At 31.7% G+C, this 15,075-nt stretch carries 15 protein-coding genes and 1 pseudogene; all 16 read left to right on the forward strand.

The annotated features are described in order from the left end of the window. Positions 1-137 precede the first annotated feature (137 nt). The 16 genes and pseudogenes from J3359_RS11270 (at position 138) to J3359_RS11345 (ending at position 15,075) form a co-directional block, all read left to right on the forward strand. Positions 138-806 carry a DUF6577 family protein gene (locus tag J3359_RS11270; protein WP_208076963.1) on the forward strand — a complete coding sequence of 223 codons (669 nt, stop codon included), beginning with the start codon at positions 138-140 and terminating at the stop codon, positions 804-806. Further along, a complete protein-coding gene (locus J3359_RS11275) occupies positions 803-1,846 on the forward strand; it encodes a nucleotidyl transferase AbiEii/AbiGii toxin family protein (protein ID WP_208076964.1) in 1,044 nt (347 codons plus the stop codon). Before J3359_RS11270 ends, J3359_RS11275 begins: the two co-directional genes overlap by 4 nt. After that, the gene (locus J3359_RS11280) at positions 1,843-2,349 is read left to right on the forward strand and encodes a hypothetical protein (RefSeq protein ID WP_208076965.1); all 507 of its coding nucleotides are present in this window, start codon (positions 1,843-1,845) and stop codon (positions 2,347-2,349) included. The genes J3359_RS11275 and J3359_RS11280 overlap by 4 nt, the downstream gene beginning before the upstream one ends. Positions 2,350-2,406: 57 nt before the next feature. Next, the gene (gene tnpA / locus J3359_RS11285; protein ID WP_208076966.1) at positions 2,407-2,847 is read left to right on the forward strand and encodes an IS200/IS605 family transposase; all 441 of its coding nucleotides are present in this window, start codon (positions 2,407-2,409) and stop codon (positions 2,845-2,847) included. 2 nt (positions 2,848-2,849) lie between these two features. Then, a complete protein-coding gene (locus J3359_RS11290; protein WP_208076967.1) occupies positions 2,850-4,247 on the forward strand; it encodes a DEAD/DEAH box helicase in 1,398 nt (465 codons plus the stop codon). Between the two features lie 232 nt (positions 4,248-4,479). Beyond that, positions 4,480-4,656: pseudogene (locus J3359_RS11295) on the forward strand (single-stranded DNA-binding protein); the annotation flags it as partial. 148 nt (positions 4,657-4,804) lie between these two features. Beyond that, the gene (locus J3359_RS11300) at positions 4,805-6,046 is read left to right on the forward strand and encodes an alginate export family protein (protein WP_208076968.1); all 1,242 of its coding nucleotides are present in this window, start codon (positions 4,805-4,807) and stop codon (positions 6,044-6,046) included. A 144-nt stretch (positions 6,047-6,190) separates the two neighbouring features. After that, entirely contained in the window at positions 6,191-6,427 is a 237-nt protein-coding gene (locus J3359_RS11305) for a hypothetical protein (RefSeq protein ID WP_208076969.1), read from the forward strand. A 7-nt stretch (positions 6,428-6,434) separates the two neighbouring features. After that, the gene (locus J3359_RS11310; protein WP_208076970.1) at positions 6,435-8,762 is read left to right on the forward strand and encodes a molybdopterin-dependent oxidoreductase; all 2,328 of its coding nucleotides are present in this window, start codon (positions 6,435-6,437) and stop codon (positions 8,760-8,762) included. A gap of 3 nt (positions 8,763-8,765) precedes the next feature. Continuing rightward, positions 8,766-9,461 (forward strand): nitrate reductase cytochrome c-type subunit, encoded by a 696-nt coding sequence (locus tag J3359_RS11315; RefSeq protein ID WP_208076971.1) that lies wholly within the window; start codon positions 8,766-8,768, stop codon positions 9,459-9,461. Then, the gene (locus J3359_RS11320; RefSeq protein ID WP_208076972.1) at positions 9,451-10,074 is read left to right on the forward strand and encodes a cytochrome c3 family protein; all 624 of its coding nucleotides are present in this window, start codon (positions 9,451-9,453) and stop codon (positions 10,072-10,074) included. Before J3359_RS11315 ends, J3359_RS11320 begins: the two co-directional genes overlap by 11 nt. An 11-nt stretch (positions 10,075-10,085) precedes the next feature. Further along, positions 10,086-11,213, forward strand: a complete 1,128-nt coding sequence (locus J3359_RS11325) for a 4Fe-4S dicluster domain-containing protein (protein WP_208076973.1) — start codon at positions 10,086-10,088, stop codon at positions 11,211-11,213. 22 nt (positions 11,214-11,235) lie between these two features. Beyond that, positions 11,236-12,465, forward strand: a complete 1,230-nt coding sequence (gene dsrP, locus J3359_RS11330) for a sulfate reduction electron transfer complex DsrMKJOP subunit DsrP (protein WP_208076974.1) — start codon at positions 11,236-11,238, stop codon at positions 12,463-12,465. A gap of 179 nt (positions 12,466-12,644) precedes the next feature. Then, positions 12,645-13,124 (forward strand): hypothetical protein, encoded by a 480-nt coding sequence (locus tag J3359_RS11335; protein ID WP_243765903.1) that lies wholly within the window; start codon positions 12,645-12,647, stop codon positions 13,122-13,124. Between the two features lie 96 nt (positions 13,125-13,220). Continuing rightward, a complete protein-coding gene (locus tag J3359_RS11340; protein WP_208076976.1) occupies positions 13,221-14,141 on the forward strand; it encodes a hypothetical protein in 921 nt (306 codons plus the stop codon). Positions 14,142-14,319: 178 nt separating this feature from the next. After that, a complete protein-coding gene (locus J3359_RS11345) occupies positions 14,320-15,075 on the forward strand; it encodes an SDR family NAD(P)-dependent oxidoreductase (protein ID WP_208076977.1) in 756 nt (251 codons plus the stop codon).

Raw genomic sequence — 15,075 nt, forward strand, 5'->3', positions numbered from 1 at the left:
ACTATACTTCGTCACTAAACTTGATTTGCTGACGAATTATAGTTTTTGTATATTTGCAGTAAAAACACACAATTAGCACAAAAAAACTACATATAGATACTTTTAAAAGTAAGTTTAAGGATATAGAATCTATATCTGTGAACGATATATTTTCCTTTTATAAGAAGTACGAAAACAAGGTTAAAAAGACAACTATTAATTGGCGTATTTATACCCTAATTGATGATGGAGTTATACAAAGAGTAGGTAGAGGGAAATACAAACTTGGAAAGCAAAAAGAGTTTAAACCACTAGTCTCTGAAGAAACTCAAAGTTTATATTTGAAACTAACAGAAGAGTTTCCTTTTTTAGACATTTCAATTTGGTCTACTAAATGGATTGCACAGTGGATGCTACATATCCCTAATATCTATGAAACAATTATAGAAGTAGAAAAAGGTGCTGAAGAAAACGTTTTTTATTTTCTTTCAGATATTCGAGACAATGTTTTCTTAAACCCATCAAAAGATATTTTAGATAAATATGCAAACAGAAATGAAAGCATAGTTATTATAAAGAACTTAATAACAGATGCGCCTCTTCAAGATGTAGAACAAGTTAAGATTCCGAGTATAGAAAAAATATTAGTAGACCTTATTATAGATACCGAACTTTATGCAGCATATCAAGGTCGTGACCTTGATAGTATTATTGAAAATGCTTTTCAATACAATACGATTAAAAAAGACACCCTGCTTCGCTATGCTGATAGAAGAAGAAAAAAGCCATTTGTAAAAGAAAGAATCTATAAAAAAGATAGTAAATGATTTTACCTGAAAGCCTACAGACTGATTGGATTAATGCAAATAGAGAGAAATTTCATGCTGACCCAATAATCATAGAAAAAGTAATTAGAGCATTAGTTCTATTAGAAGCTCTGCAATCTGTAGGACTTAATTTCATTTTCAAAGGAGGTACATCATTAATGCTAATGATACAAGAGCCGAGAAGATTTTCCATTGATATAGATATTATCATTGAAAATAAAGAGCAAGATATTGAAGCTCTGTTAGGAAAAGTAGTCGCATCTACTGATTTTATTAAATGGGAAGAAAAAATAAGAAAGCCTAAATCTGGTATTGAGAAACGGCACTTCAAATTATTTTACACACCTCAAACAAAACAAGATGGAGATATAAATAATATTTTGCTTGATATTGTTTTTGAAGAAAATCCTTATGTAGAAACACAAGAAACGGAAGTTTCCCATTTTCTTTTATCAGAAAAAGAAAAGCCAATAAAAGTTATCACTCCAACACTCGAAGCCATTCTTGGAGATAAATTAACTGCTTATGGGCCCAATACAACGGGAGTTCCATTAAGCAAACCAAAGGAAGTTTTAAAACAAATTTATGATATCGCAAGTATTTTTGACAGAATACCGTCACTAAAAGGTGTTCGAGAAAACTTCATAAAAGTAGCACATGACGAACTTGCTTATAAAGGATTAGACTCTGATCACTTTCAAGTGATAATAGATGACAATATTAATAATTCTTATAATTTCTGCACCAATGGAAAGGTTGATAAAGATACGTTTAAGATAATGCAATCTGGGGTAAGTAATTTAACTGGTTTTATTTATGGCGAAAAATTCCGAGAACCTCAAGCACAAATTGCTGTAGCAAAAGCATCTTATATCGTAAAACAAATAGAGCGAAATAAAACTAATATTGAACGATTTGATAAATCTGTTGATATGAAATCATGGGTAATAAATGACCATAATTACTCTTTTCTAAATAAATTAAAAAAGCACAATTTAGAAGCATTTCATTATTGGTATAAAACGCTTCAAGAAGTATGAATTTTGAACAACTTAAAATAATATTGAAAGATAAAAACGTTGCAGATTTAAAAACAATCATTTACAACGTTTATAATAAAGTACCTGACGCAAAAGACTTTATTGATGTTTTTGTTCCTTTAGAAAAAGAGGTTATTAAACAAAATACTGAACAGCTTTTTAAACGTTACAAAAAACAATTTAACGAATATTTATTACCAGATATACTTGAAAACAATACTAAAGAAGAAGATGCTTTTAAACTTTTAGAGCGTATCAGAAAAAAAAATATTAGCGTGCAATTCACTATAGATTGTGAATTATTATTTGTAGAAAATTGTAACGAGTTTATAGAAACCTACGGTTATTTTGATGAAGACTATTATATAAAAATGGATGAAGTTTTTGAAAGCGCTTGTATAAAAATTAAGACAAACAATTTGACTGAAGAATATTATAATAATACCGTAGAAAAATTAATTTCTTTTGGAAATGATTATGGGTTTGAGTTTAATTCACCTTAAAAATCCACCTGCTTTGCAGGTGGTAATGTTCTGATGGCTATGCCTTATATTTGTACCATGAGCAAATATAAGAAATTTAGCCATGCAGTTTATAAATGCGACTACCATATTGTATGGGTTCCAAAATATCGTTTTCGGATTTTGAAGGGAGCGATAAAGGAACTTGTCGAGCGAGATATAAGAATGCTCTGTGAATGGAAGCATTGCGAGGTCGGGGAGCTTACTGTTCAGGAGGATCATATCCACTTGTTGGTTTCGGTTCCTCCCAAAGTTTCAATCTCGAAGTTGATGGGCACATTGAAAGGAAAGATTGCTATAAAACTGTTCAAGAGTTATCCCAAACTGAAAAAGAAGCCCTATTGGGGCAATCACTTTTGGGCTCGTGGGTATTTTGTGAGTACGGTTGGATTGGACGAAGAAATGATAAAAAGATATGTCAAATACCAAGAAAAAGAAGAAAAGCGGGTTGAGGATCAGCAACAAAAGTTTGATTTTTGACCATGCCCTTGCCGCCTCCTATGGGGGCTATCCAAAGCTACCTTCTTAGAAGTGTGATTTCTACTTCAAAAACTGACCATTTTGAAACACTTTCAAAAGTACTCATTCACGATTCAGAAAGAAACAAACTAATATTAAAAGATGTCTATTATGAATTAAATAAAGACCGAAAAATTGTAATTATTACAGAACGAAAAGAGCATATTAAGGTTCTGTATCAGTACTTAAAAACCAAATATGAAGTTATTCCTATTTCAGGAGAAGATAATGTCGCTTCACGAAAATCAAAATGGAAAAGTATACAGCAAAGTAATTATCAGGCAATTATAACCACTGGTCAGTTTTTTGGAGAAGGTATTGATATTAAGGATATTTCTGGTCTTTTTTTAGTGTACCCTTTTGCTTTTAAAGGAAAACTAATTCAATATATTGGACGCATACAACGCTCTGAATTGACTCCAATTATTTATGATTATCGAGATAATCAAATCCCATATCTTAACAAACTATTTTTAAAACGAAACACATATTATCGAAATTTAGATAGACAAGCAACGCTATTCGATGATTTAAACGAAACTGTTGATGTAAACTCAAAAAAACATCAGGATATTGATAAGATTATAAAAGTACCAATTAATGATTTAGATTTTCATTACGGAATGATTTGCTTTTCATACAAGGCATCATCCCAAACATCTCTTCAATTTGAAATCGAAAATGAGGAAATACAACCAGAATTTGAGGTTTTGAAACCTTATTTTTCAAAAATCCTGAATTCTAAATTTATTACTGTTCGTATTCAGGTTGGTTTTGAGGATACAATCATCGCTTCTCAACTGGCAACATCAGAAGATGTTGATCGTATTAATAAACAAATTGTAGATAGCGTAAAATTTCAATTTGTAGAGCAAAATTTTATTAAAACTAGTAAATCTAGGGATGAGAAAGAAAATGAAGAAGTTTCTAAAAAAATAGGTTCCTTCTTTGGTTCTGAGGGTAGTCTACTGGAAGCCTTATTAAAAAACATTAATTATACTCATCATAGACAGTTATTATATCTAGCAAAACACCATTTATATAAAACGTTAAAAATTAGATTTGTTTTATATCCATTTTCATTTGTCTTCTTATTGGAAGGACAAGAAAAATATCATATCATTTTAGAAACATTAGATACTAAAGAGGCTACTTATGTTTGGTGTCTTTCTAAAGAAGTTCTACTATTTAAAAAAGAACTAGAGCAAATAAACCAAACTCTGAATTTGATTCGAAATAATGGTCGTCAATCCTTTTTAGAAACTAAAAACGAAAACTTTAGTAAGGTTATTCATGATTACAGCGAAGATCAAAAGGGATTTTATAAATGGAAAAATACTTTGGAAGAAAGATTAATTTAATTAGTAATTGTGGGGCATGTTTTACTATTTATGTTTTAAAAATTGAAGAAAGAGTAATAGTGTTAAACAGGGATATAAATCAATTTCAAACGACTACAAATGATTAAATCTGATAAAAATAATCCTTAATATTTATACATTATTGCTTCATAAAGAAATAGAAAAACTAATATCTTACTTGTATTCATAGGTAATTATTATAAAAGGTAAAGAATACAAATTAAGAATTTTGCACAATGTGGTTGCTTGGAACAAAACAGCCGAAATTATCGAGAAATATTTAAACAAAGGAAATGAAGTTGCAGTCGAAGGAAAACTAACCACAAGAAGTTACGACGATAAAGAAGGAAACAAACGTTATATTACAGAAGTTGTTTGTAACGAAATTTTAATGTTAGGAAATAAATAAAAGTCATTTTTGAAAAGAAAGAGTTCAAAGCCCACCAGAAATGGTGGGCTTTTTAAGTTGAAAGCTTAAATTATAAGCTGATAAATGTCATATTCTACGTAAAGACTTATTAAGAGCTTTGTATCATATTAATTTTAAACAATACAAGATGACTAAAATTAGCAAACTTTTATTTTTTGTTTTTATAGCAACAATTTCTACAGCACACGCGCAATTTAAAATTGATGCAGAAATAAGACCTCGTTTTGAGTACAGACATGGTTTTTCAGATTTAATTCCAGACAATGCAGATCCTGCCGCATTTATATCACAAAGAACTAGATTAAATACCTCTTACTTAACAAATAATTTAAACTTTTATATCAGTTTACAAGATGTTAGAGTTTGGGGTGATGTACCACAATTAAATATATCAGACGATAGTGGATTGACAGTTCATCAAGCGTTTGCAGAGTTTTTATTAAACCCAGATATATCTGTAAAACTAGGGCGACAAGAAGTTTCTTACGACGACCAAAGAATTTTTGGGAGCGTAAACTGGGCACAACAAGCTAGAAGCCATGATATGGTGTTGTTTAAATATCGGAAAAATGCATTTAAGTTAGATGTAGGTATGGCTTTAAATCAAGATAAAGAAGCAAACACAGGTACAATTTTAACAACTCCAAAAACATACAAAGCAATGCAATTTGCTTGGTTGCATAAAGATTGGACTAATTTTTCTGGTAGTTTACTATTCTTAAACAACGGAAAGCAGTTTAAAAATCAAACAAAATACAGCCAAACTATTGGAACACATTTAATCTATAAAGAAACTAAATTTGCAGCAAATGCAAACTTGTATTATCAATTTGGTAAAGATGCTAGCCTTGCTGATAACGATTTGAATGCCTATTTATTGGGTTTAGAAGGTTCTTACAAAGTTACCAATAACACACTATTAGCTTTAGGTATTGAGTTGCAAAGTGGTAACGAAAATGGGGCACCAAGTAATGGAAAGAACAAAGCTTTCTCCCCTTTTTATGGAACCAATCACAAATTTAATGGGTTTATGGATTATTTCTACGTGGGTAACCACGCAAACAATGTTGGTTTGTTAGACATCTATGCAAAAGCAAACTTTAAGCTAAATGCTAAATCGAGCTTAACAGCATTTGTACACCAATTTTCTGCTGCAGAAGACATTAATAATACCGTTTCAAAAAATTTAGGAACAGAACTAGACTTGGTTTATGGTTATAATTTATCTAAGGATATAAAAATAAATGCAGGATACTCTCAAATGTTTGCATCTAAAGGAATGGAGGTTTTAAAAGGAAATTCAGACGGAAACACAAACAATTGGGGGTGGTTAATGGTAACAATAAAACCTACACTGTTTAGCAAATAAACACAATTTATTAATATTATAAATTAAAGATAAAAGAAGAATTTACTCGAAAATTTTGAGTAAATTCCTCTTTTTGTGACATTTATCATATAATTTCTCTGTTTAAAAAGATAATTTTATCACAAATAAAAACAAACCTCAAAAATGCCCATAAAAAGTTACTTAGCACATCCACTTGAAGGTAAAAAAGAAGATTTAGCCAAAGCAATTTCCTTTCTAAAAGGTTGTGAGGTTTTACCTGCAGAAAATAAAAACGTGCTGGTTTTGGTAACGGAAACCGAAACAGAGGAAGAAGATACAAAACTAAAAGAAAAAATTGAGGCAATTAGCAGTCTAAAACTATTGGCTTTAGTTTCTGGCTTTAACACACCTATAAAATAATTAAAATATGGCAACATCTCTAACAAGTAGACGAAGTTTTATAAAAAAAATGGCAGCTACAGCAGCAATGACAGCAGCTGCAACTATGTTCCCTGGAATTATATTTGCGAGTGAACAATTAGAAGGAATTCCTAACGAAGCAAATCTAGACTGGAAAAAAGGACCTTGTCGTTTTTGTGGTGTAGGTTGTGGTATTTTGGTGGGTGTAGATAATGGAAAAGCAGTGGCTGTAAAAGGAGACCCAAATTCTTCTGTTAATAGAGGGTTACTTTGTGTAAAAGGATATCACCAAACTATGTGTATTCAAGCCAAAGATAGGTTAGAATATGCTTTGGTAAAAAAGAATGGCAGATATGTAAAAACGCCAATAAGCGAAGCTTTAGATATTGTTGCCAATAGAATGAAAGAAACCATTGCAACACATGGTAAAGATTCAGTGGCAATGTATACTTCTGGGCAATCTACAATTCCAGAAGGTTATGTAGCTTCTAAATTTATGAAAGGTGCCATTGGTACCAATAACTTAGATTGTAATGCGCGATTATGTATGGCAAGTGCTGTTGCAGGATTTTTAACAACTTTTGGTGCAGATGAGCCAATGGGTTGTTATGAAGATTTCGACCATGCAGATTACTATATTACTTGGGGTAATAATATGGCAGAAATGCATCCAGTATTATTCTCAAGAATGCTAGAGCAAAAAAATAAAAGAGGCGCTAAAATAATTGATTTCGCGACAAGAACTACACGTTCAAGTACAGCTTCAGATAAATCAATATTATTTGAGCCACAAACAGATTTAGCTGTTGGAAACGCTATTTGTTACGAAATAGTTAATAATGGTTGGGTTAATAAATCGTTTATCGAAAAGCACTGTAACTTTAGTAAAGGACTTACTAAAATGGGTTATGGTATGGAAGATAAATATAAATTTAAAGACAAACCAACAAAAATAAATTTCGACCAATACAAGACATTTTTAGAAGATTATACTCCAGAAAAAGTAGCAAAATACTCTAAAGTTTCTGTAAAAGATATTAAATATTTAGCGGCAATTTATGGAGATCCAAATAAAAAAGTAATGTCACTTTGGTGTATGGGAGTAAACCAGCACACTAGAGGAACTTGGATGAATAACATTATTTATAATATTCATTTGTTAACAGGTAAAATTTCTCAACCGGGAAATAGTCCATTTTCTTTAACAGGACAGCCTTCTGCCTGTGGAACTGCTCGTGAAGTTGGTACATTTACACACAAATTACCAAAAGGTGTGGTAATGAATCCTAAACACAGAGAATTAGCAGCCAAAATTTGGAAAGTCCCTGTTGAAAATATCCCTTCGAAACCAACCTATCATACAACAGAAATGTTTAGGGCTGTAGATAGAGGAGATATTAAATTTATTTGGACCCAAGCAGTAAATCCTCTAGTTTCTTTACCAAGAACCAGTAGATTTCGCCCAGGAATGGAAAAAAAATCTTGTTTTGTAGTAGTTTCTGATGTTTTTCCAACACCAACAACAGATGTTGCAGATGTAATTTTACCAGCAGCTTGGCATATCGAAAAATCTGGTTTATATGGAAATTCCGAAAGAAGAACACAACATTGGGATAAAATGGTAGAAGCTCCAGGTGATGCAACCCCTGATGCTTGGATGTTTATCGAGGTTGCAAAACGAATGGGGTTTGGAGATTTATTTCCTTACTCTAAAGAAAACCACGTAGAAGAAATATTTAACGAATATCGACAATTTCATGAAGGAAAAAAACATGGAATGGCTCCTTTAGAAGTTTTAAAGAAAGAATCTGGTGCAATTTGGCCTTACGTAAATGGAAAATCTACACAATGGCGATTTAATGCAAAATACGATCCTGCTTGTAAAGAAGGTTCAGAATTCGATTTTTACGGAAAACCAGATGGTAAAGCAGTTATTTGGCAACGTCCTTACGAACCAGCAGCAGAGTCGCCAGATAAAGAATATCCTTTTTGGCTAAATACAGGTAGAGTTATAGAACACTGGCATACAGGTTCTATGACACGTAGAATTCCAGTTTTACACAAAGCAATGCCATATGCGTATGTAGAGTTTCATCCAAAAGATGCAAAAGCATTAGGCATTAGAAATGGCGAAAAAATAAAAGTAACCTCAAGAAGAGGTACTTGTATATTGCCAGCTTCTATTAACGAAAGAGGATTGCCAACTCAGGGTCAGGTTTTTGTGCCATTTTTTGATGAAAATATGTTAATTAACGATGTTACGTTAGACGCATTTTGCCCTATTTCTAAAGAACCAGATTATAAGAAATGTGCGGTTAAAGTAGAAAAAGCCTAAAGGATGAAAAAGAGATTAGGAATCATATCATTATTTATAATTCTATTTATTGCATTTATTGTGGTTTGGAATTTCAGCTATCAAACAGGTCAGGAAGAAGCATATATTCCTATCGAAGATAATAGCACTATAAAAGTAATTCCATCTGAAGCAGGTACTTTTAGAAGATCTGAATATGCGTTAGATTACGCAAATATGCCTGTGGATAAAAATCATCAAAGAACTTTAGATACATATTATAATAACAGATCATATCATGGAGCTCCACCAAGCATTCCTCATCCAGTAAAAGAAGAAATGCTCATTGGAGAAAACACCTGTTTACAATGCCATGAAAATGGTGGTTTTGTACAAAAATTTAATGCCTATGCACCTGTAACTCCACACCCAGAAATGGTAAATTGTAGACAATGTCATGTAATAGAAAAAACAAACGAAACTTTTAAGCCTTTTGAGTTTAGAAAAGTAAAAGCTCCAAAAGTAGGCGTTAACAATGCTTTGGTTACAAGTCCGCCAGTAATGCCACATCAGTTACAAATGCACGAAAACTGTTTGTCTTGTCATGCTGGACCAAGTGCACCAAAAGAAATTAGAGTTTCGCATCCAGAAAGAGTTAATTGTAGACAATGCCATGTTTTAAATAATAAAGAAACGACAGATATAGGAATTTTTATAAAAAAGTTAAAAGATGAAAAGTAGAAAAAACATACAGATTTTAGGATTTCTATTTTTATCGATTTTAGCATCTTCTTGTGGTCATAAAGAAGAAAAATACCATAGTGTAAATGATAGAATTAAAGTTGAAGGTAAAAACTATCATGGAACTTCTATTTCGTCAGAAGCATTTTTGGGTGATGGAGAATTTGTAGAAATAACTGAAGGCGAACACACTTTTTTAATTCCTGAAAGAAAAGGAAAGATAAAATTATATGCTTGTATAGAATGTCATTCTAAACCCTTAAAAGAGTTGCAAGGGAAAGTTATTAAAAAAGCACATTGGAATATCGAATTAAACCACGCAAATTCAAATACAATGAACTGTGCTACATGTCATAACAGCAAAGACATGAATAGTTTAAAAAGTATTACAGGAAATAAAATAGACTTTAATAAGAGTTACCAATTATGTAACCAATGTCACACCAAACAATTCGAAGATTGGAAAGGGGGCGCACATGGAAAACGTATTGGAGGTTGGGCACCACCAAGAGCATCTATGACTTGTGTAAACTGTCATAACCCACACAAACCTCATATAGAAAGTAGGTGGCCATCGCGTTTTAACACGCAAACAGAAAAAGAACGTAAATAAAAAACTTAGGCATGAGTGATAATAAGAAATGGTTTACCTTAAATTTAAATAGCACAAAAAAACAAATTTCTGGTGCTACTTGTGGCTGTGGAAAAACAGAAGGTGGTTGTAACTCACACGAACCTAAAGAAGAATTAAGTGCAAACGAGTTTTTTGAAGCTGCAGTAGATGCGTCTATTGGAGACGAACGTAAAAAAGATGGTTTCGACCAAGTTTTCGACGTAAAAATGAATCGAAGAACTGCCTTTAAACAATTAACAGCAAGCTTATTAATTGGTGCAGGAGCTGTAACTACTTCTTGTAGCACAGTAACTGGCAGTAAAACCAAAGAAAAAGCACAAATAGATTGGGAAGAGCAATTTAAAGGAAACTACAAATTGATGAACGATAAAGAGAAGAGCGAAACTGTAGACAGGTTGGTTCGATCTTATCAATTACGTACTGGAAAAAACATTAGCATGTCTTCTAAAAACGCAGAAAAAGATGTGTTATTTGGTTATGCTTTTAACATTTCTAAGTGCCAAGGATATATGGATTGTGTGAATGCTTGTGTTGAGGAAAACAACCAAGATAGAAATTCGGAAATGCAATACATTCGTATTCATGAAATGAAAGACGGAAAAGGTTTCAACTTTAATGAAGCAGACGATAATTATTATCACGAAGTTCCTGCAGAAGGCCATTTTTATATGGGAACACAATGTTTTCATTGCGATAACCCACCTTGTGTAGAGGTTTGTCCTGTACAAGCAACTTGGAGAGAAGAAGATGGTTTAGTTGTAATCGATTACGATTGGTGTGTAGGTTGTAGATATTGTATGGCCGCTTGTCCTTATGATGGAAGACGTTTCAATTGGAGCAAACCAGAAGTTCCAGAAGCAGAAGTAAACCACAATCAACATTATTTAGGAAACCGAATGCGTAAAAAAGGAGTCATGGAAAAATGTACATTTTGTGTACAACGTTCTAGAGCAGGAAAAAACCCAGCATGTGTAGAAGCTTGCCCAACAGGAGCAAGAGTTTTTGGAAATTTATTAGATCCAAATAGTACCATTAGATGGGTTTTAGAAAATAAAAAAGTATTCCGTTTAAAAGAAGATTTAGGTACAGAACCTAAATTTTGGTATTACATGGATTAATAAGCGAGTTAATAAAAAGAGTATGAAACAACTTAAAGTATTTAAAAGCTTAGTTAAAGATAGCTTAGACGTAATTACTAGTGGCTCAATTACCTACCATATTTGGATGGCTTCCTTAACCATTATTATGCTTACAGGAATGTATTGTTATTCCATTCAATTAGAAGAAGGTTTAAGTGCCACTGGAATGACAGACAAAGTAAGTTGGGGTTTGTATATTTCTAATTTTACCTTTTTAGTAGGAGTTGCAGCAGCAGCAGTTATGTTAGTAATGCCAACCTACGTTTTAAAAGATATCGATTTTAAACAAGCTGTTTTAATAGGAGAAGGTTTGGCAGTTGCTGCTTTAATAATGTGCTTGGCATTTGTTGTGGCAGATATGGGAGGGCCATCTGTTTTATGGCATATGATTCCTGGAATAGGAGTTTTTAACTTTCCTAATTCTATGTTAACTTGGGATGTTTTGGTATTAAATGGATATTTGTTTTTAAATATTACCATTCCTTTTTACATTCTCTTTAGACATTATCAAGGCAAAGAATCTAAGAAAAGTGTGTATTTACCAGGCGCAATCTTATCAGTCTTTTGGGCAGTGGGTATTCACTTAGTAACTGCATTTTTATACCAAGGTTTACAAGCAAAACCATTTTGGAACAATGCACTTTTAGGACCTCGTTTTTTAGCATCTGCATTTGCAGCTGGACCCGCATTAATTATTTTAGTATTGGCAATTATTAGAGCTTTTACAGAATTTAAAATTAAAGATAAAACCATTAAAAAAATAGCAATGGTAGTAACTGTTGCAGCTCAGATAAACTTAATAATGTTGGTTTCAGAATTATTTAAAGAATTTTATGCACCAACACACCATAGTGAAAGTGCCTATTATTTATTCTTTGGTTTGGATGGCAAAACAGCATTATTACCTTGGATTTGGACCGCCATTTCTATGAATGTAGTAGCAACTATTCTATTAACTTTTCATAAGTTTAGAAACAATCTTAAAACATTATATTTCTGTTGTTTCTTACTTTTTGTTGCAATTTGGATCGAAAAAGGATTTGGTTTAATAGTTCCTGGGTTTATCCCTGGACCTTATGGAAAAATTGCAGAATACACACCAACAGGTATAGAAATTGGAGTAACCTTAGGTATTTGGGCAATGGGTGCATTGGTATTTACAATGTTGGCCAAAACCGCAATTTATATCGAATTAGGAAAAATAAAATTTAAAAAGAAAAAGAAGTTCTAAACTTATAATTTACAAAAAATCCACTTTTAACAAAAGTGGATTTTTTATTGCTTTTAATTTCTTTACGCTTTCTGGTAGTAATTTTAAACAAATCGAAAAAGTAATTTTAAATAAAAACAAATAAAAGTTTACCTTGGCATTAGATTTGAAGATATTATAAAAACAGTAAAATGAAAATCATGAAAATAGTATCGATACTTGCAATTATACTAGGCTTCTCTCAATGTGGAAGCAGTAAATTTGTTGAAAACCCTTCTTTTAAAATAGAAAAAGCATTCTATAATAACTGGAAAGGTGGGCAAGCAGGAGTAAGTGGAACAAAATTAGAAATACATATTTCAAATGCATCAGAAGTTGAGTTTGAATCACTATTTTTTCAGCAAATAGAAACAGAAGTAGAAGTTTCTAAAGACAAAAATAAAACCATTTTAATTGGTCATTTTAGTACTTCAACAAGAGAAAAAAGAGATCTTATTTTAGATGCAGACCCTAAAAAAGAATTAAAAAACACACCTCCAAATATTAAAAAACCGAAATTCGAGCTAAAAGAAAACGAAGCTGTTTTATCTTATAAAAAAGGAAATAAACTACACTATTTTAAGATAACAGAGATCAAAAAAGAACGAACTTCTTTTTTTCCTTCAGCAAAAAAACAATAGATATCTATTTGATAATTAACATATAAACCGCTAAAAATTTAGCGGTTTTATTTTTGGCACGTAATTTGAATATTCATATCCATAAAACAAAAGCTTATGAAATCTTTAAAACTACTTTTTACAATTATAATCACAGGAGCATTATTAAGCTCATGTACCACTGTTTATGAAGACGATTTTATAGAAGAAGATAGCATCTCTCTAGAAGAAGTTGTTTCTGGCTACGATTTATGGTATGTAGATTATCATAGAACAATTGGTAATACAGATGTACCTTACGTCTCAAGAGCATTTACATTATCGTTTTTAAATGGAACATTGTACGCAAACAACAATATTGTAGATATTGGAGTTACAGGAAATGGATTAGGAATAGATGTAGGAACTTACGATACTTTTAATGGATTGTTAAAAACAAATCACGATATAGATGGAAGAAACGATTTTGAAGTAACTGTTATTTCTGCCAATGAAATAAGATTGTATAATTACAGGCTAAATGTTACCTATTTTTTAATTGGTTACCAAACAAATACTTTCGATTACGATAAAGTATTTTACGAAAACATCGAGTATTTTTTACAAGAATACGAAGCTTGGGAAAAAGTTGCCACAAATGGAGGTGCTCCAAACGCTTTTGATGATGAGAATTTCTTGGAATTTACACCAGAAAATAATACCACATTTCGTAGTTCGAAAGATAACTTTGGCACGCAAATTGATAATATAAATTGGAGTTACGTTGGTAGTTATAAAGTGTTTGATGTTACAAATCGCGAAGACCTTAAAATATTAACACTTTCTTATGATAGTGGAGATATAGAAGAGTTCGAATTAAGCGTTAAAGATGATGAGAAAATAAGATTATACAACGTAAAATCTAAAACAACATACGATTTCGTAGGAAGAAATTTTGTAGCATTAAAAAAAGGAGAAAAAACGAAAAAATCTGCTGTAAGGAATAACAACAGAAAACGTACTAAAATAGAAAGAAAAACAAAAATTAGAAGAAATTAAAAATAAAGTTTGGTTAGTTGATTTTTGGTTGATTATCTCTCGATAATCAATTGAAAGGAAAACCGCTCTGAGGAGGGCGGTTTTTTCTTTGTTTATATTTAATGAAAAATAAATGAGAAAAAATCGTTTCTAAGAATCCATTTAATTACTTTTAATATAATTAATTAAGAAAATAAAAATGAAAAAAACAGCATTTATTACAGGCGCAACTTCTGGAATTGGAAAAGCAACCGCAGAAATTTTTGCAAAAAATAATATTCGTTTAATTCTTTGTGGAAGAAGAGCAGAACGATTACAAGAACTTTCAACAAAATTAAGGAAACTTACCCAAGTTACTACTTTACAATTCGATGTTTCAAAAAGAAACGAAGTCGAAAAAGCAATAAAAAGTCTTCCAAAAGAATTTCAACACATAGATATTTTAATAAATAATGCAGGAAATGCACATGGTTTATCTACTTTCCAAGATGGAAATATAGACGATTGGGATGCAATGATGGATATTAATGTAAAAGGATTATTGTACGTTTCTAAAGCAATTATACCACAAATGGTAGATAGAAATAACGGATTTATTGTAAATATTGGTTCTATTGCAGGAAAAGAAGTGTACCCTAATGGAAACGTATATTGCGCTTCTAAATACGCTGTAAATGCGCTTAATAAAGGAATGAGGATTGATTTAAATAAGCATAATATTCGTGTTTCTGCAATTCATCCAGGAGCTGTAGAAACCGAATTTTCGGAAGTTCGTTTTAAAGGAGATATCCAAAAAGCAAAATCGGTTTATACAGGTTATAAAGCCTTGCAGGCAGAAGACATTGCAGATATTATTTACTTTGTAGTTACAAGACCCTATCATGTAAATATCGAAGATTTGGTGGTGTACCCAACTGCGCAAGCAAGTGCCACAATAATGAATAGAAATTCATAA

The sequence above is a fragment of the Polaribacter cellanae genome, assembly GCF_017569185.1.
In the GTDB taxonomy this organism is placed as follows: Bacteria; Bacteroidota; Bacteroidia; order Flavobacteriales; family Flavobacteriaceae; genus Polaribacter; species Polaribacter cellanae.